This is a genomic window from Aliiroseovarius sp. CAU 1755, from assembly GCF_054482655.1.
Map to the genome: position 1 here is coordinate 489654 of NZ_JBTLRH010000001.1, position 17374 is coordinate 507027.

Annotated in this window: 16 protein-coding genes; 11 read left to right on the forward strand and 5 right to left on the reverse strand. The window is 58.5% G+C overall.

Annotated elements, in window-relative coordinates:
* Positions 1–50: 50 nt before the first annotated feature.
* The 11 genes from ACXYMP_RS02405 (at position 51) to ACXYMP_RS02455 (ending at position 11296) form a co-directional block, all read left to right on the forward strand.
* Positions 51–1607, forward strand: a complete 1557-nt coding sequence (locus ACXYMP_RS02405) for an ABC transporter substrate-binding protein (RefSeq protein ID WP_298567123.1) — start codon at positions 51–53, stop codon at positions 1605–1607.
* A gap of 139 nt (positions 1608–1746) precedes the next feature.
* Complete coding sequence (locus ACXYMP_RS02410) at positions 1747–2727, forward strand: ABC transporter permease (protein WP_298567126.1); 981 nt, start codon at positions 1747–1749, stop codon at positions 2725–2727.
* Positions 2724–3674, forward strand: a complete 951-nt coding sequence (locus tag ACXYMP_RS02415; RefSeq protein ID WP_298567128.1) for an ABC transporter permease — start codon at positions 2724–2726, stop codon at positions 3672–3674. The genes ACXYMP_RS02410 and ACXYMP_RS02415 overlap by 4 nt, the downstream gene beginning before the upstream one ends.
* Positions 3675–3678: 4 nt before the next feature.
* A complete protein-coding gene (locus ACXYMP_RS02420) occupies positions 3679–4674 on the forward strand; it encodes an ABC transporter ATP-binding protein (protein WP_298567132.1) in 996 nt (331 codons plus the stop codon).
* Positions 4671–5708 (forward strand): ABC transporter ATP-binding protein, encoded by a 1038-nt coding sequence (locus ACXYMP_RS02425; protein ID WP_298567134.1) that lies wholly within the window; start codon positions 4671–4673, stop codon positions 5706–5708. The genes ACXYMP_RS02420 and ACXYMP_RS02425 overlap by 4 nt, the downstream gene beginning before the upstream one ends.
* Positions 5709–5734: 26 nt before the next feature.
* On the forward strand, positions 5735–6658 hold the full coding sequence (locus ACXYMP_RS02430; protein WP_458904109.1) for a LysR family transcriptional regulator: 924 nt from the start codon (positions 5735–5737) through the stop codon (positions 6656–6658).
* Between the two features lie 173 nt (positions 6659–6831).
* Entirely contained in the window at positions 6832–7098 is a 267-nt protein-coding gene (locus ACXYMP_RS02435; RefSeq protein WP_298567139.1) for a spike base protein, RCAP_Rcc01079 family, read from the forward strand.
* Positions 7098–7910 carry a hypothetical protein gene (locus ACXYMP_RS02440; RefSeq protein WP_458904112.1) on the forward strand — a complete coding sequence of 271 codons (813 nt, stop codon included), beginning with the start codon at positions 7098–7100 and terminating at the stop codon, positions 7908–7910. The genes ACXYMP_RS02435 and ACXYMP_RS02440 overlap by 1 nt, the downstream gene beginning before the upstream one ends.
* On the forward strand, positions 7907–8299 hold the full coding sequence (locus tag ACXYMP_RS02445) for a hypothetical protein (protein WP_298567145.1): 393 nt from the start codon (positions 7907–7909) through the stop codon (positions 8297–8299). The genes ACXYMP_RS02440 and ACXYMP_RS02445 overlap by 4 nt, the downstream gene beginning before the upstream one ends.
* A 165-nt stretch (positions 8300–8464) precedes the next feature.
* On the forward strand, positions 8465–9094 hold the full coding sequence (locus ACXYMP_RS02450) for a sugar transferase (RefSeq protein ID WP_298567576.1): 630 nt from the start codon (positions 8465–8467) through the stop codon (positions 9092–9094).
* 54 nt (positions 9095–9148) lie between these two features.
* On the forward strand, positions 9149–11296 hold the full coding sequence (locus ACXYMP_RS02455; protein ID WP_458904114.1) for a GumC family protein: 2148 nt from the start codon (positions 9149–9151) through the stop codon (positions 11294–11296).
* On the opposite strand, the gene ACXYMP_RS02460 is transcribed toward ACXYMP_RS02455, so the two are convergent.
* The 5 genes from ACXYMP_RS02460 to ACXYMP_RS02480 form a co-directional block, all read right to left on the reverse strand.
* Positions 11293–12672 carry a polysaccharide biosynthesis/export family protein gene (locus tag ACXYMP_RS02460; protein ID WP_458904116.1) on the reverse strand — a complete coding sequence of 460 codons (1380 nt, stop codon included), beginning with the start codon at positions 12670–12672 and terminating at the stop codon, positions 11293–11295. The two genes, ACXYMP_RS02455 and ACXYMP_RS02460, sit on opposite strands and share 4 nt — an antisense overlap.
* Before the next feature lie 9 nt (positions 12673–12681).
* A complete protein-coding gene (locus ACXYMP_RS02465; RefSeq protein ID WP_458904118.1) occupies positions 12682–13212 on the reverse strand; it encodes a YjbF family lipoprotein in 531 nt (176 codons plus the stop codon).
* A gap of 65 nt (positions 13213–13277) precedes the next feature.
* Complete coding sequence (locus tag ACXYMP_RS02470; RefSeq protein WP_458904120.1) at positions 13278–15416, reverse strand: YjbH domain-containing protein; 2139 nt, start codon at positions 15414–15416, stop codon at positions 13278–13280.
* Between the two features lie 43 nt (positions 15417–15459).
* A complete protein-coding gene (locus ACXYMP_RS02475) occupies positions 15460–16227 on the reverse strand; it encodes a metallophosphoesterase (protein WP_298567161.1) in 768 nt (255 codons plus the stop codon).
* Positions 16224–17366: a glycosyltransferase family 4 protein gene (locus tag ACXYMP_RS02480; protein ID WP_458904123.1), complete on the reverse strand. Its 1143-nt coding sequence runs from the start codon at positions 17364–17366 to the stop codon at positions 16224–16226. The genes ACXYMP_RS02475 and ACXYMP_RS02480 overlap by 4 nt, the downstream gene beginning before the upstream one ends.
* Between the last annotated feature and the right edge of the window lie 8 nt (positions 17367–17374).

The following is a 17374-nucleotide window of genomic DNA, read 5'->3' on the forward strand; positions in this document are numbered from 1 at the left end:
TGACCGTCCGGGCGCTAGCGTCGCTTCCACAAACACAGGGGAGTATCTCAATGACGAAATTTGTCAGAAGCCTGACGGCTGCGGCCGTCGTGGCGACAATGGCGTCGGCAGCATTTGCCGAAAATACCGTGCGTGTCGCCTATGACGCCGACCCGGTATCGCTGGATCCGCACGAACAGCTTTCGGGCGGCACGTTGCAGCTGTCGCACATGGTCTTTGACCCGCTGGTGCGCTGGACGCAAGACCTGCAGTTCGAAGCTCGCCTTGCTGAAAGCTGGGAGCAGATCGACGACACCACAATGCGCTTCAAGCTGAAAAGCGGTGTGAAGTTCCATTCGGGCAACATGTTGACCGCGAATGACGTGGATTGGACGTTTGACCGTCTGAAGCAAAGTGATGACTTCAAGGGGATCTTCGCTCAGTTCACAGATGTTGAAGTCATCGACGACATGACCTTCGATCTGAAAACCTCGGCGCCGTATCCGCTGGTGCTGCATACCGCGACCTACATCTTCCCGATGGACAGCGCGTTCTACACTGGCGAAACCGATGATGGCAAAGACAAGTCGGAAATCGTCAAGCACGGCGACAGCTTCGCATCGCGTAACGTGTCGGGCACCGGTCCTTATGTTGTGTCCGAGCGTGAGCAGGGCGTGAAAGTGGTGTTCGACCGTTTTGCCGACTATTGGGATACCGAAAGCAAAGGCAACGTGGACAAAATCGTCCTGACGCCGATTAAAGAAGACCCGACCCGCGTGGCCGCGCTTCTGTCTGGCGACGTTGACTTTATCGCGCCGGTTCCGCCGACCGACCTGCAACGTGTGGCAGATGCCGATGGCGTCGACCTGATCACCATGCCCGGCACCCGGATCATCACATTCCAGATGAACCAGGAACGTGTTGAGGCGTTCAAGGATGCACGCGTACGCAAGGCGATCGACTATGCCGTGAACAACGCTGGTATCGTTGACCGTATCATGCGGGGCTTCGGCACCGTGGGCGGTCAAGCAAGCCCTGCAGGCTACCTGGGGTATGACGAGGCATTGGCCCCGCGTTTCGACGTGGAAATGGCGAAGTCATTGATGGCTGATGCTGGATATGCCGACGGTTTCTCGATCACCATGATGGCGCCGAACAACCGCTATGTGAACGATGACAAGATCGCACAGGCCGTTGCCTCGATGCTGGCGCAGATCAACATCAAAGTTGACCTGCAAACCATGCCGAAAGCGCAATACTGGCCCGCGTTTGATGAACGTGCGGCTGATATGATGATGATCGGCTGGCATGCGGACACCGAAGATTCTGCCAACTTCCACCAGTTCCTGACGGCGTGCCCGGACGAAGCAACCGGTAACGGTCAGTATAACTCGGGCAACTACTGCAACGAGGAAGCAGACGCTTTGATGATCGCCACGAATACGGAAACCGACCAAGCCAAGCGCGGCGAAATGCTGAAAAAGCTGGAAGGTATCCTGTATGAAGAGGCAGCCTTTATTCCGCTGCACTGGCAGAACCTTGCTTGGGGTTCCAAGTCGGGCATGAACTCGGGTGAGATCGTGAACGCACTGAACTTCCCGTATTTCGGTGACCTGGTCGTCGAATAAGCATCCCTACAACCGGGCCGGGCGACTTTGCGCCGGCCCGGTTTCCCATATCGTTGCACAAAGGCCGTCGCCGGGGTGAGTGACCTCGGTTCTGTTGCCTGACGGTGCAACTTGACCACTGCCAAAAAAGGTAAAAACAATGTTTGCCTATCTCGTGAAGCGAGTTTTTCAGGCGATAGCCGTGATGTTCGTCATCTCGCTGATTGCATTTGCCATTCAAGGCAATCTTGGCGACCCGCTGCGCGAGCTGGTTGGCCAGTCTGTCTCCGAAGAAGTCCGCCAGCAGCTACGCGACGAACTTGGCCTGAATGACAGCTTCATGGTTCAGTATCTGCGGTTTGCGGGCAATGCGCTGCAGGGTGATCTGGGGACCTCTTATTTCTTCAAGGAACCGGCGCTGGACGTGATCTTGAAGAAGTTGCCCGCAACGCTAGAGCTTGTTCTGGGTGCCACGGTCATCATCATCGGCCTGTCGGTGCCGCTTGGCGTTTTTACCGCGATCAAACCCGATGCGTTTCTGAGCCGCATCATCATGGGTCTGTCGATCATCGGTATTTCGGTTCCGGTGTTCCTGACTGCCATTTTGATGATCTTCGTCTTCTCGGTCGAATATGGCTGGTTCCCATCCTTTGGGCGCGGCGATGTTGTGCAGGTCTGGGGCTATTGGGAAACCAACTTCGCAACCTTTGATGGTTGGATGCATATCATCCTGCCCTCCATTGCGCTTGCTTCGATCATGTTGCCCTTGTTTGTGCGCCTGATCCGAGCCGAAATGATGGAAGTATTGCAGTCCGAGTATGTGAAATACGCGGTCGCCAAGGGCATCAAGCCCCGCCGCATCTATTTCGTGCATGCGCTGAAAAATACACTTCTGCCGGTCATTACCGTTGGCGGTGTGCAGATCGGCACGATGGTGGCATACACCATCCTGACCGAGACCGTCTTTCAGTGGCCGGGCATGGGTTTCATGTTCCTAGAGGCCGTGAACCGGGTCGATACACCCCTGATCGTCGCCTACCTGATCGTTGTCGGCTTCATCTTCGTCGTGACCAACACAATCGTTGACCTGATCTACGGGTTGGTGAACCCGACTGTGAACCTTGCAAGGATGGGCGCATGAGCACCGAGACCCTTTCCCCCAGCACAGAACCGTCGCGCTGGTCAAAGATCCTGAATTCCAACTTGGGCTACAGTTTTCGGCGTAACCCGGTGGCGATGGTCAGCATGATCATTTTTCTGTTGATTGCCGGTGCTGCAATTCTGTCACCGCTAATCGCGCCATATGATCCTTACGACCCGGCGCAGATCGACATCATGAACTCGGAATATCCGCCGGTCTGGATAGACGGGGCGCTGCCTCAGTTTGTGTTCGGCACAGATGATCAGGGCCGCGACCTGTGGTCCACGATCTTGTATGGCACCCGCCTGTCGTTGCTTATCGGGGTTTGCGCCGTCGCGTTGCAGGCATTTCTGGGCATCTCGATCGGCTTGATCGCGGGCTATATCGGCGGGCGTCTCGACAATCTGTTGATGCGGATGGCTGATATCCAATTGTCATTTTCGACCCTGATGGTTGCCATAATCTTCTTGGCGGTCACACAGGCGATGTTCGGGTCCGAGATGTTCAACCGCTATGCGGTGTTCTTTCTTATCGCTGTGATTGGCGTGGCTGAGTGGCCGCAATATGCCCGCACGGTCCGTGCGACCGTTCTGGCCGAGAAAAAGAAGGAATACGTTGATAGCGCGCGCGTGCTGGGCTTTGGCCCCGGCCGGATCATGGTGCGGCATATCCTGCCCAATTCCTTGTCGCCGATCTTCGTCATCTCGACCGTTCAAGTGGCCAACGCAATCATCTCGGAAGCCTCGCTGAGCTTCCTTGGTCTGGGTATGCCACCCAGCCAGCCGTCGCTTGGGTCGCTGATCTCGTCCGGGTTCGACTATATCTTTTCGGGCAGCTGGTGGATCACGGTGATCCCAGGTGTCGTTCTGGTCGTTCTGGTGCTGGTCATCAACTTGCTGGGCGACTGGATGCGCGATGTCCTGAACCCGAAACTCTATAAGGGGTAACGCGATGTCTTTGCTTTCCGTCCGAGACCTGACCGTGAAATTTGCTATGCGCGACGAAACCGTGACCGCTTTGAACGGTATTTCGTTCGATGTGGCGAAAGGTGAGCGTCTGGGCATTGTCGGCGAAAGTGGTGCAGGCAAATCCATCACCGGATTTTCGCTGATGAACCTGATCAGCCGCCCCGGTTACGTCGACCGCGGCGAGATTTTGCTGGACGGCGAAGACGTCGTGAAGATGAGCGACAAACGCCTGCGCGAACTGCGCGGTGATAAGATGTCGATGATCTTTCAGGATCCCATGGTGACGCTGAACCCGGTTTTGACAATCGGCCAACAGATGGTCGAAACCCTGTTGGCCCACCGCAAACTTAGCCGCGAAGAGGCGCGCCAGATTTCTATCGTCAAGCTGCGCGAGGTCTATATCCCATCGCCGGAAGAGCGGCTGGACCAATACCCTCATGAGCTTTCCGGCGGTATGCGCCAGCGGATCATCATCGCGATTGCGCTTCTGCTGGACCCGCAGTTGATCATCGCGGACGAACCAACAACCGCGCTGGACGTGACCATTCAGGCCGACATCATGGAGCTGCTCTTGGAGCTGTGTCAGTCCAACAAGGTCGGGCTAATTCTGATCACCCACGACCTTGGTGTCGTCAGCCAGATGACCGAGCGCACCTTGGTCATGTATGCTGGTCGCATCATCGAGGCGGGTCGCACACGTGAGATCATCAACGATCCGCAACACCCTTATACCCAAGGGCTGATCAATGCCCTGCCGCAACAAACCCTGCCGGGACACAAGTTGCGTCAAATTCCGGGCAACATGCCGTCACTCACCAATATTCCACCGGGATGCCCCTTCAATCCGCGTTGCGAGTTTGCAACCGATTTGTGTCGCACGCATATTCCCGAAATCGCCCGCTATGGCGATGTCGAAGTTGCCTGCCACGAAGTGGCACGCCTTCAGGCCGGTGGTGACCGACAGGAGCAAAGCGCATGAAAGATATGAATGTGCCGCCGTCGCCTTTGGTCGAAATCAACGCGCTGGAAAAGCAGTTTGATCTGGACCAGGGCTGGCTTGAAACGATCAAGTTTCGCAATGGGCGACTTGTGCGCGAGACCCGCGCGGTTCACGCGGTCAACAATGTCACTTTGGATGTCAACAAGGGCGAGGCGCTATGCGTCGTGGGTGAAAGCGGCTGCGGAAAATCGACCGTCGCACGTTTGGTTGCGGGTCTGTTGACCCCAACAAGCGGCGAAATCCATTATGATGGTCGTCGTATCGACGACTTGTCGCGTGCCGAAATGCAACCGTTGCGCAACAAGATCCAGATGATCTTTCAGAACCCCTATGCCTCTCTCAACCCGCGCATGACGATCTTGCAGGCGCTGGAAGAACCGGTGCGCCACCATAACCCCGCGTATTCCGCGGCTGAGGTGCGCGACAAAGTCACCGAGGTGATGATGTCTGTGGGCGTCGACCCCAGTTGGGCCAAGAGATACCCACATGAGTTTTCCGGTGGCCAGCGACAAAGGATCGCCGTCGCGCGTGCCCTGACAGTCGATCCCGAGTTTGTCATCGCGGACGAACCCATCAGTGCGCTTGACGTTTCGATCCAGGCGCAGGTTCTGAACCTGATGTTGGAAGCCAAGGAAAGCCGTGGCCTGACCTATCTGTTCATCACCCATGATCTGAGCGTGGTGGAGCATTTCGGAACCCGTGTGGCGGTTCTGTATCTGGGGTCGGTCTGTGAAGTCGCAGAGACTGCGACATTGTTTTCCAACCCGAAACACCCCTATACTCGGGCGTTGTTGTCCGCGGTGCCGCAGCTAAAGGATGACCGGCCGAACCATATCCGCCTGAAAGGCGAGATCCCGACGCCGATCAACTTGCCGCCAGGTTGCCCCTTTCAAAGCCGCTGTGCGTTTGCGAACAACAGGTGTAGTGCTGAAAAGCCGAAAACCGTTCAGCAGCCCGACGGAAGCGTCGTGGCGTGTCATGCCGTTGAAGAAGGGCGGCTTGAGGACGGGTAGTCGGCACCTGATATGGACCCGCGTCGTTGGACATCGTTTGGCTAAGAGATTTTGAAGCATTGGTCGCGTGCAAGAATTTTTCGCGCGCGGCAGAAGACCGCAATGTCAGCCAGCCTGCGTTTTCGCGGCGCATTCGCGCGCTGGAAAACGAAATCGGCGTTCGGCTGATCAACCGCGAAACGCTGCCTTTGACGATGACCCCGGCAGGCGAGGTCTTCGCCTCGCAAGCGCGCATTATGCTGCGCACTTACGAGGAAACGATCGAGCGTTGCCAGACCATTGATGCAGCCAGCGAAAATGTCATTCGTTTCGCGGCCTCGCAGTCGCTTTACATGACGCATTACAAGACCCTGATCGCGCCCCTGGCCAGTGAAAGCGGGATCGATACGGATCTGAATTCGACATCGTGGGCCGCTGACCAATTCGTGAGCGCCCTTCAGCAGTGCTATTGTGATGTGATCCTGACCTATTGGCATCCCTCGATGGAGTTCCTTGGGCCGTTGGAGGTTGCGAATTTCGAACACTTGACCCTGTCCGCGGATCGGTTCGTGCCAGTCTCGCGCACCCGCGCTGATGGTAGCCCCGAGTTCGTTTTCAAGCGTGGTGGCAAGGAGGCGATGCCGCTGTTGTCTTATGGCGCAGTTTCCGCGCTGCGCGCCGTGCAAGGGTTTGTGCTGGAGCAACTGATCAAACCCCAGAAAGTTCTGGTGGTGAACCAGAACGCGCTTGCCAACAGCGTGAAGGCCATGATTCTGGAGGGATTTGGCATCGGTTGGTTGCCGCTTAGCCTATGCCGGCAAGAGCTTGAAGAGGGACGGTTGGCCATAGTTGATGAACGTTTGGCCACTGACCTTGAGGTCAGAATCTACCGCGATCCCAAGAACACCAAACCGACACTTGATGGTCTGTGGCGGCGGCTGCTTTTGCAACGGGCCACGCAGGTTAGTTAAAGCAGATATGAGCGCGCCTTCGCGTTCTGCGCAAGAGTGTTAACAAACGCTAGTGTGGCGTGCGCGCGCATCAGCACCCGTCAATACCCCTTCCTTAAAACCCTGACCAACCATGACCGCAGGCAAATCAGCGCTGCGCGGTTTGCAACATGTGAAAACGTCAGGAGCAAATGATGTCCAACCCCTTTGAAAACCGCTCTCTTTCCCTGCGCGGACCTGCGACCGACATGGCACCGGTCACACCATCAGATGCCGCCGATCTAAGCGATGTCGCTGTTGCACTTTATGTGGAAACCGGCGGGGCTGTCGCGTTCGTGACCGTGGCCGGAAACAGCCGCGTCGTGAATGTCGGCGACAACGCGATCCTGCCCGTCGGGGCCAGTCGTGTCCTTGCGACCGGCACGACAGCTACCGGCATCCACGCCTTTGTGCTCGTCTGATGATGGGGTTGGGATACGATATACCAGCGCTTGCCCTGCGCCGCACCCGGCGCGCGGGGCCGGCGCCATTTTCGCCGCTGTCCACCGCGCCGTCTGCGCTGTTTGATCCTGCGAATGCAGGAACGCTCTTTCAAGACTCAACCGGAGCGACCCCGGTCACGGCGGACGGCCAGCCATTGGGTTTGTGGCGTGATCTGTCCGCCAATGAAAATGACCTTTCACAATCCGTCAGCGCGGCGCGCCCGACCTATCGGACCGACGGAACATTTCATTGGTTGGAAACGGACGGAATCGACGACGGGTTGGCAACGCTGCCGGTCTTCAAGGTTGGCAATCCAGTGACGATGGTTGTCGGATATCAAATGCTGTCCACAGTCGGCACCGCGCGGGTGAACCTTGCCGAGATTAGCAAGACGAGCACGAACGGTATGTCCATCGGCGTGCGCCCAAACATTGATCGCCTGCAATACTACAGCCGCATGGCGCAGCATGGGGTTTCGGCAAGCAATGTGGTCTCGCCTTCGGTTTGGGGGGGGCACGACAAGCATGTCATTTCGGTGCAAGCCACGGCCGGGCACGTCGCAGCACGGTTGGACGGAGCACCGATCATTGACAAGGCGCAAAACCTGACAAGCCAAGAGATAGCGAACCAACCGTTGCGCGTTGGTTTGGGCGTGGTGACCGGCAGCATTCCGGGCGCGTTTCGGTTGTTTGGATTGCAGGTCTGGGCGTCTGAAAGCATCCAACCCGACGCCCAGACAATTGTGGCGCTGGAACAGTGGATGGCCAGCCGTATGGGAGTAAGCCTATGACCGTCAGGATCACGATTGCATGCCCGGAACGCTTTATCGCGGATGCCAACCAATTCGCGCTTTGCGTTGGCAACACGCGCGCGGATGCAAACACATTTTCCGCAGCGTTGTGGGAGGATGGAACGGGTGGTCGCTTTGCGCTTGCGTCGCTTCTGGCGGCCGAACATTTTGCCGTTGTCGCAACCTCTCCATTGACGCCACCCGCCCACGCACAGGATGCGGATATGCAGGCCGCAGGCAGAGCTCAGAAAATTCTCGAGGTATGGAGCCCCTTGTCACCCGGCGCCTTTCCCTCTCTGAGCGCTGACCGGATTTTGGCCATTGTGGGGCTTGAAGCTGGCCTGACAATTCCATTGCTCAAAGTCAGTCCGATCCCGATCGAAGAGTAAACGCTGCCCCTGTCCCGTTAATCGGGGCGGGGCGATCAGCAATTGCGGTATCGAAAAGCTTTGATTTACCTAAAACTCGTGATAACAACTTTAAGAAGAGGTGGGGCCCAAGATTTGCAACCATGAGGAAAGCTCATGTTCGATTTCGGCACGACCTCACCGCAAATGTCGCATCGTCCAGATGCGGCCCTGCGCGCTTCCCCAAGCGTTTCGGCGACATTTCTAGTCTGCAAGCGCTTGTTCGACATCTGCTTCTCTTTGCTGCTGCTTCCGATACTCGTTGCATTGGTCGTCATTTTGCTGTTGGCGAACCCTGCAATGAACACTGGCCCCTTGTTCTTTGTTCAGCGAAGGATGGGAAAGAATTGTGCGCCTTTCCAAGCGCTTAAGTTTCGCACCATGCGCCCCGGAGCCGTCCACCGGTCTGCGGATGATCCGCTTGAAGAAGAGCGGATTACGCCGCTGGGTGCGTTTCTGCGCCAATGCCGTCTTGATGAACTTCCCCAGATTCTGAACGTTCTGCGTGGTGAAATGAGTTTGATCGGTCCGCGACCAGACTGTTTCGATCACGCGGTGGTCTTTGTGCAGGATGTTCCCGGCTATCGGGACCGTCACAAGGTGTTGCCGGGTATCAGCGGATATGCCCAAACCGAAGTTGGCTATGCCGAGGGCATCGAGGCGACAATGCGCAAGGTGCAGGCGGATCTTTTCTATATCTCCAACCGATCCATTTTTTTCGAGGCATGGATTTTCTGGCGCACCGTGATCACAGTGGTCGGTCGTGCAGGACAATAGACCTATTTGCGCCCCGTGCTTCCCTCATAACAAAAAAGAAAAAGGCTCTATTGCATGAATACTCCTCGCGGTCTGTCCGGCTTGCACACACCTGTCAGCATGGAGCCTCGTGACGGCAAGTCCGACCTTGATCTGATCCAAGTCATTCAGGCTTTGTGGCGTGGTCGATTGGCGATCATTGCGTTTGGTGTCCTGTTTGCATTGGTCGGTGGCGTATATGGTTTTCGTGTGGCGCAACCGGAATATGCGGCGACCACGACATTGGTTTTGCAGGAACGAAACCAACCTGTCGTCGATCTGAACGCTGTAATGTCAAACTTGTCGACCGAGCTTTCAAGCCTGAACACAGAGCTGCACGTCATCCGGTCGCGCGGATTGGTCGAGCAGCTGGTCGATACGCTTGGGCTGGTGAACGACCCTGAATTCAACCCAGAGATCAGCGCCTCGTCTGCCGTATCCACATCGAGCGCGAAGACCTGGCTGCGAAATACGTTGTCACTGGGAGCAGACGCGCCGGACAGTGGAGCATCTTCCGCAGTCCGCGATCAGGTCGTTCGGAATGTTCAGGAGGCAATTACGGCCCAAATTCAACGCAATACCTATTTGTTTGCGATTACCGTGACATCGCAGGATCGCGCCAAGGCCGCCGAAATGGCAAACACACTTGCGCGTCTCTATATCGACGAACAGGTGCATACAAAATTCGCCGCCGTCGAGGATGCCGTGCTTTGGCTGTCAGAACGCGTGAGCGCGCTTGAAGTAGAGTTGCGGGAGCGTGAGAACGCGGTTTCTGCCTTGCGCGCGCGCACTGATCTTGCCTCCGTGGTCGCCTTGGAGGCCAAAAGCGTCCAGTTGAAAGACTCGCGAAACCGTCTGCTTTCTCTTGTGCAAAGAACCCAAGCGGCACAGACCCAGTTGGAGGCTTTGTCGACGCATCAAAAGACAGGTGACTTTGCTGCAATCGCCGATCTGTTCGGCGATTCCGCTCTGACCGCGCTGCTGGTCGAAGGCGCTGCTGAGGCAAACGAAGCGCGGTTGACGGCGCAGGTCGCCCTTATCGAAACCCGTGCACGCGCCACCTTGGAGCGGCTTGAACTTCAGAAATCAGCACTCGGCCGTTCGGTCGCAGAGCTTGAAGACGCCGTGGGGCGGCAGGCGGCGGATCTGGCAGAGCTTCAACAGCTGGAACGCGAGGCGCAGGCGACGAAGGTCTTGTATGAAACCTTCCTGACGCGTCTGAAAGAGGCAAGCGTGCAACGTGGCCTGCAGCAAGCAGACAGCCGCATCCTGTCGCAAGCGGTTCTGGGAACCCACGTCGCGCCGAAAAAGACCCTGATCCTGGTCTTGTCGTTGCTTGCGGGTCTTACGGTGGGCGGTGGTATGGTTTTGTCGCGGCAATTCCTTCATGCGGGCTACCGTACTGCTGATGAGCTTGAGGCCGCGACGGGAACGCCGGTGCTAGGGCAAATTCCCCTCATCCCGATTTCGGCACGTGGGGATCTGCTGTCATTTCTGTCCAGCCAGCCCACGGCGGCTGCGACCGAGGCGATCCGCAACCTGCGCACATCGCTTCTGATGTCGAATGTTGACGCGCCGCCGCAGGTGATCCTGTCGGCGTCATCGGTGCCGGGTGAAGGCAAGACCACGCAATCCATCGCGCTTGTGCACAATCTGGCGGGGCTTAACAAACGGGTGCTGCTGATCGAAGGGGATATTCGGCGCCGGACACTGATGCACTATATTCATGCCGATCGGTCGCGGGGGATCATTTCAGCGCTTTCAGGCAATTGCACCCTTGCCGAGGCGGTCATTCATGACCCCTCGCTTTATGCGGATGTTTTGCTGGGCGAGGTGTCGCGGTTGAACGCAGCGGACGTGTTTGCGTCGCAGCGGTTTGCTGAGCTGATGGCGCAGGCGCGCGCCTCTTATGATGTCATCGTGATCGACAGCCCACCTGTCTTGGTGGTGCCAGACGCGCGGGTGATCGCACGCCACGCAGATGCGGTGGTCTATACGGTCGCGTGGGACAAAACCAAACGGAGCCAAGTCGCCGAAGGGCTTCGCCAATTCGAGACCGTGAATATCCCGATCACGGGGCTGGTGTTGTCGCGGATCGATCCGCGTGGCATGGCGCGCTATGGCTATGCTGGGCGGCACGGTGCCTATTCGACCTTTGGGGACAGCTACTACGGGGCTCGTTAAACGCCCCCGCCGCTGTATCCATTCACCCCTTTGTTCACCAAAATCGGGAAGGCTTGCTGGAAGGCACGCGACCACTTTGTGATCGGTTGTTCTTCGATGAAGATGATGTCGTTGGGCCGCATTTCCAGCCGGGTGGCCAGCGTGATGTTGATCACGTTCTCTGCGTTCAGGTGCCAGGCGGTCACCTGTCCCAGATCGCCATCTTTGCCCGCCCCGGCGCGCAGCACGTAGATCTGTGCCGGGTTGCCCGTGGTCGTATCAAATCCGCCGGCATCATACAGAACATCGGCCAGGCTGGCTTGCCGCCCATAGGGCAGGGCTACCCTGCCTTGGCGTGTCACCTCGCCCGTCAAATAGACGTGGTCGCGGGGTTCAGCATCCAGATCGCGACGGGCACTGAAGGTCTCGCGGCGTTCTTCAAGCGCGGCGCGCTGGATGCTGATTTCGGTGTCCAGTTCCGTCAGCGCCTGCAAGCGGGCGCCCCGCTTCAGCCCGATCGCCTCGATTTGCTGGCGATAGAAGGCCATGGCGCGATCCAGATCAAAGCTCTTGTCCACGAAAATAGCGTCGCCGGGCATCAGCTTCAGGTGACGCATTTCCGGGTTTGTGCGAAACGCGGACACCGGCATCTGATACAGCGTGCCGTCGCGGTAAAGGCGGATCGCCGTCAGGTCTGCGTCTTGCGCCGCAATCCCGCCTGCTTGTGCCAGTGCATCACCCAGCTCAAGCGGGTTCAGCTTGACAGGCACAAGCCCCGCGCGGCCAACCGCCCCACCGACGGCGACGTGCTGCGAGTTGAACTCGGCTATCTCAAGGCTGAAGGCGGGGTCAACATTGGTCGCAACAAGTGCTTGAAACAGCGCGGCCTCGGCGTCTGCCAGTGTCAGGCCTGCGATTTCGACCTGTCCGATGTCCGGGATCGAGATCGCGCCGTCATCGCGCACGGTGTAGCCCTGTCGTTGGTTCTGCGCCGACAAAAGCCCGCTCAGGCCTTCGATGGTTTTGGCGGTTCCTTTGGTTGCCAGCAAAACGACATCGCCGACCCCGATCCGATAGCGGTGCGGCTGCGACGCAGCGGGTAGGTTGGTGGGAATTGCCGCGCGCGATTGTGTCGGGCCATCCGGCATGTCAGGCAGCGCCCCGGCCCCGCGCAAACCGGATCCGGCAGCGACAGAATGAAACGCCGCGGGTAACTCGCGCGGTGAATAGGGTGCTTGATTGGCCTGCTTTATGGTGTTGGCCGTCAAGCCAACCACCTGCACATCCAGACCCGCTGCTTCGGTCTGAACCGAGGGGCTAAGATAGGTTACACCGCAGCCCGACAGCGTCAGGCTTGTGCCCAGCAACAGCGCCTTGATCAATCCTCGATTGTGCATGGTCAACTCCTATGGTGCCACTGCCCCGGGGGGCGATGAGATGAGTTCAGTTGTCAGATACCCGCTTGGGTCGCTGACCCATTGGCGGGTGATCCATACGGTGCCGTCTGCAAGCCGCCAGAAGCTGTTCAGGATCGGGTCACTTGACGTGCCGCAGCGTTCATCTGTGCGCGTGGCCAATCGACCACGGATTTCGCGCAGCGCCTGCGTCGTGGCGCGGCAAGTCAGTGTGATGGTTTCAATCTGGTTCTCTGCGTTCAGAAAGCTTGCGCGTCGCTGATAGGGGTTGGTCTTCGCCTGCCACGGGGCCACGAAATCGGCCGCCATCAGATCACCGCCAAGGCCGCGTGTGGCGACCAGAACGCCACCATGATACGACAGCGACACCTGATCCGGGCTTAGCCAAGTGCGCACACCGCGGTTCAACCCAATCGGCCTAAGCGTCGCCACCTGCCCGCCCTTCGAGGTTGAGACAAGGATCAAACCAGCCTTTTGTTGTGCAGGCGACATAGTGCCGATATGCGCCCGCGCCGCAGCCATGCTGGATGGTTTGGACTGCCCTAGGCATCCGGGCAAAAGCAACAAGGACAAAGTCAGCCAGCGGATCATTTCCAGAACCTCCCCCAGCCGAATTCCAAGCCGGCCAAGTGGGTGCCACGCACGGTTTCATACAGGCGCTCTGGCACGTCCAACCGCGCGCCGCCGTCGCGCGTGACGGGGCGGATCACGGTTTGATAGCTGTCCTGCCGGGGTTTGCCCGACACCCAAGCCAAGGGGATCGTGAACCGCAGCCCCTTGTCGAACGACCCCTCGCCGAAGTCGGTTGCACTGACATTGGTGAAGGTGGCAAAGCCTCCGACTTTCCAGCCATTGTGGAATTCACGATCAAGGGTCAGGGTCGCCCCCCAATCCCCGGCAAGATAGCGGCCCGCGTCAAGCTGTGCATGAAAGCCGTTGCCCATGTCCCAATACGCCGAGGCATGACCCGTGGTCACGCCATAGTCGCGCAGGCCAAAGTCCTGATCAAAGTCACGCTGAAAGACGTGGTTCAGCTCGGCCCCAAGCGCGATGCGGCTGTCGATGGGTTTCCACAAAACCTCGGCCGAAATGCCGGCAAACATCGGTTCAAGATATCCCCCCGTGACCCGACCATAGACCGAGCGCGAGGGCTGGAAAAAATAAGCAAGTGTCAGTTCGGTCAGAGCCGGGTCGCCCTCGCGTTCATAGATGTTGAAGTCTGATCGAACATGCGGCAGCACCGACGTGGACGGACGCGTTGAGCTGTCAAGGTTGCCCAGAACCGGTTTGCGCAAGACCCCGGCCAGCACCAAACCGGGTGTAGGTTCGAAGCGCGCAAAAAGCTCGGCTCCGATATCGGCGCGCAAGGGGTCTTCGGGGTCAAACAGGCTGGTGGACAGATAGGGTTTCAGGCCCCAATGAAACTGCGGGTCTTGGTTTGCGTGGGTCGCAGTCAGGCGGGTGGCAGGTGCAATCTGCGCGCGCTGCCAGCTTTTGAGGCTGCCGTCCACATCATGCTCAAGCGCCTCGATATCGGCGCGCTTCAGGGTAACGGCGGCGCCCGTCAGACCCGATGTTATGGGCACCAAGGTCACCGTTTCGACCGCATGGGGCAATAGCCCGGTCAAGCGCCGCGCTGCGCGCCCGATTGCCTGTGCGTGATTTGGATATGTGGGGTTTTCAAACTCGACCCGGATGGTGCGTGCAGTAAGCGAAAGCGCATGCAAGCGCAGCCCTTCGTCCGCCAGCCCGGCGTGCACGCGGTGGCGCAACGTGTCGGCCCCGGTCTTTTCAATCGTCCAACCCAAGGCTTCGGCCGTCGCGGCTGAGCGGGGCGTGACCGGGGTTGGTGCGGGACCTGTGCCTGCCCCGGATTGAGGCCGTCGCGGATTTAGCGCCAGCGTCAGTCCGACCCCGAATTCAGACCCGTAAAGATGCCTTAGATCAAGGCTAAGGTTTTGGCTGACGCGATAGGTGGCGCCGAAATTGAAAGGGGAGCGGCGCGCAAACGCGGTGCCATCTTCATTGGGGTAGGCGTCGGATGAGTATTCGGCGGCAAAGCTAAGCTTGTCGCTGGCCTGCCATTCAACGCCCCCGAAAAAGGCTGCAGGGCCGCGAAACCAGGCGTTGGTGCTGACATTGCCGCCTTGGTCGCCACTTGCACGCCCGGGACGCGTATCGAATGTGTCAGACAGATGGGACAACGGGTTGCGAAAGCTGCCGACGCCGGCCAATCGGCCCCACCCTAACCCGCCCGTGACCCGCAACCGCGGGCTGACTGTCTTGGTCGCGACGACGTATTCCGAGGCATACATTCCCGTCCCCAGAAAGTCATTCAGACCAATCGCAAGAGCAGGCCAGACGCGGGCTTCATCACGGATCTGGTAGTGAAGTGAAAAGCTCCGATCAAATCGGTAGTCCACGACCTGAGAAGAAGGGTAAGGACGGATATTGTGCAGCGATGAATACCGAAAGCTTCCAGATAGGCGCGGCGAGATTTGGAAGGTCAATGTGTTGCGCGTCTGGTTGCGAAAATAGCTGCTGGTCAGGGCAAGTTCTGCATCGGGACGGTTCAGCGCTGACGGCATGTCGATCAGGCCCGGATAGCCGTAGCTGTTGTAGCCACCAAAGCCGGTTTGAACCTGCGCAAACACGCCCTCCGGCGCGGTGGTCAGCACCGCGCAGGCAAGTGCTATTTCGGGAAATCTTTTTCGGTCAGAGCGCATTGCAGATACATATCAAAATTGAAACAGTTTCCTAACAAAAAACCTAAGGTTGAGTGACATTTGTTGAAAAGAATTCGATATGGCCGGGCGCAATGAAGGCACCGCTGAGCAAGCCTGTGGCAAAGGCCCCCGTGTCAACGGCAATTCGCCCGGCGCGGTGATGGGCGGTTTCATGTGCGATATGACCGTGGGCGACCCAAATTCCATCCTTTCGTGGACTGCGCCTAAAGGATGGGTGCCCCCAGATCAGGTTGGCCTCTGATTGTGCCGCAAAGGGTCTGGACGGGTCAGCCCCTGCATGTGCGACGGCGACGTTTCCGGTTTGCCACAGGGCAGGGCGCGCGCGCAGCCAGTCGATCAGATCTGCCCCCATGCATCTTGCCAGCGTGTCACGCGTGAAACACAGGGCGTCGTCCGGGCTGGTCGGCGCGACCCAGCTGACGCCGAAGCTTGCAAGAGTTTGCAATCCACCGTGCTGTAGCCAGTGGCGACCGGACCCGACCGGATCGTCAAGAAAGGACAGCAGCATTTCTTCGTGATTGCCGCGCAGGCAGACCACTGGCTGAGAGCCGCTGTCCGACCCGGACGCCAGCAAATTCAACGTCCGCGCGCTGTCTTCGCCGCGATCTATGTAATCCCCGACGAAGACCGTGATCACGCCGGGGTAATGGCGGACGATATGATCCTCGATGCGTTCCAGCAGATCGGCACGCCCATGCACATCACCAACGACGCAGAACGGAACCTCCGGGGCAAGGGTCTGCACCGGAAACTGATCCGTGGACGCTATGGGGCGGCGCAGCAGCTTCATGCGCGTAATGCCTTTGCGGCAGGCCGCGATGGCCTGCCGGTTAGGTCCGAGATCGCGGACAGATAGGCCGCAACCACGAGCTTTTCATCATACTCCTGTTCCATCTTGCGCCGTCCTGCCACCCCCATTGCGGCGCGCTGCGGCTGCGGCAGGTCCAAATACTGCGCCATCGTTGCTGTGAGGGCGCTGGCGTCGCGCGGTGCACAAAGCAGGCCAGATCGCCCGTGATCCACCACGTGCCGACAACCCGGCACATCGGTTGCGATGACGGGCCGGGCCATTGCCGCGGCCTCTAACAGCGTGCGCGGTGCGCCTTCCCGATAGGACGGTAAAACCACGCAGTCGGCCTGCGCGATATAGGGGCGGACATCCTTTGCGCTGCCCAGATGTTCGATAATTCCTTCGCTCTGCCATCGCGCCACGTCATCCGCGCCCAATGCGGATCGGTTGGCGGCATCGACGGGGCCAAGGATTTGAAAGCGCACATCGGTGCGGCGGGCGCGCAGTCTGCGCGCAGCCTCGACATACTCCATGACGCCCTTGTCACGCAGCAACCGTGACACCATCAGGAACGTCGCTGTGTCATTCTGGGCAAATGGGGTGGCTTGAAACGCCCTCAGGTCAATGCCCGATCCCGGCAGAATTCGCGCCTGTGCGGAGGTGGTCAGGCCGCGTGCCTGAAACAAGGCGCAGTCGTCCTGGTTCTGAAAGAACACGATCGGCAACCGCCGAAAGGCCCATTTATAGAGTGTTTCGACGATCAATTGCAGCCCACCGCCCGACAGGAAAGCGGTGCCAAGACCGGAAACATTCGGCAAGAACGGGATGGCGAGCCGCCCTGCTGCGACCGCTCCGAAAATGTTGTTTTTGACGGTGTAGCCAAGCACCACATCCGGTTGGATACGGGCAAAATGGTCTTGAAACGATTTCACCAGTCGCGCGTCTTGCCACGGGGACAAGCCTTGAACATCCATTTGCAGGTCAATCACTTCGCACCCGACAGACCTGAGCGCCGAGACGCTGTCGTCAACCGGTGCAAGAACGGTGACGCGCGCCCCTTGGGCCAGCAAGGCTTCGATCACCGGGCGGCGGAAATTCAGGGCATTCCATGCGGCGTTGACGGTCAGAATGATCTTCATGGGCGATC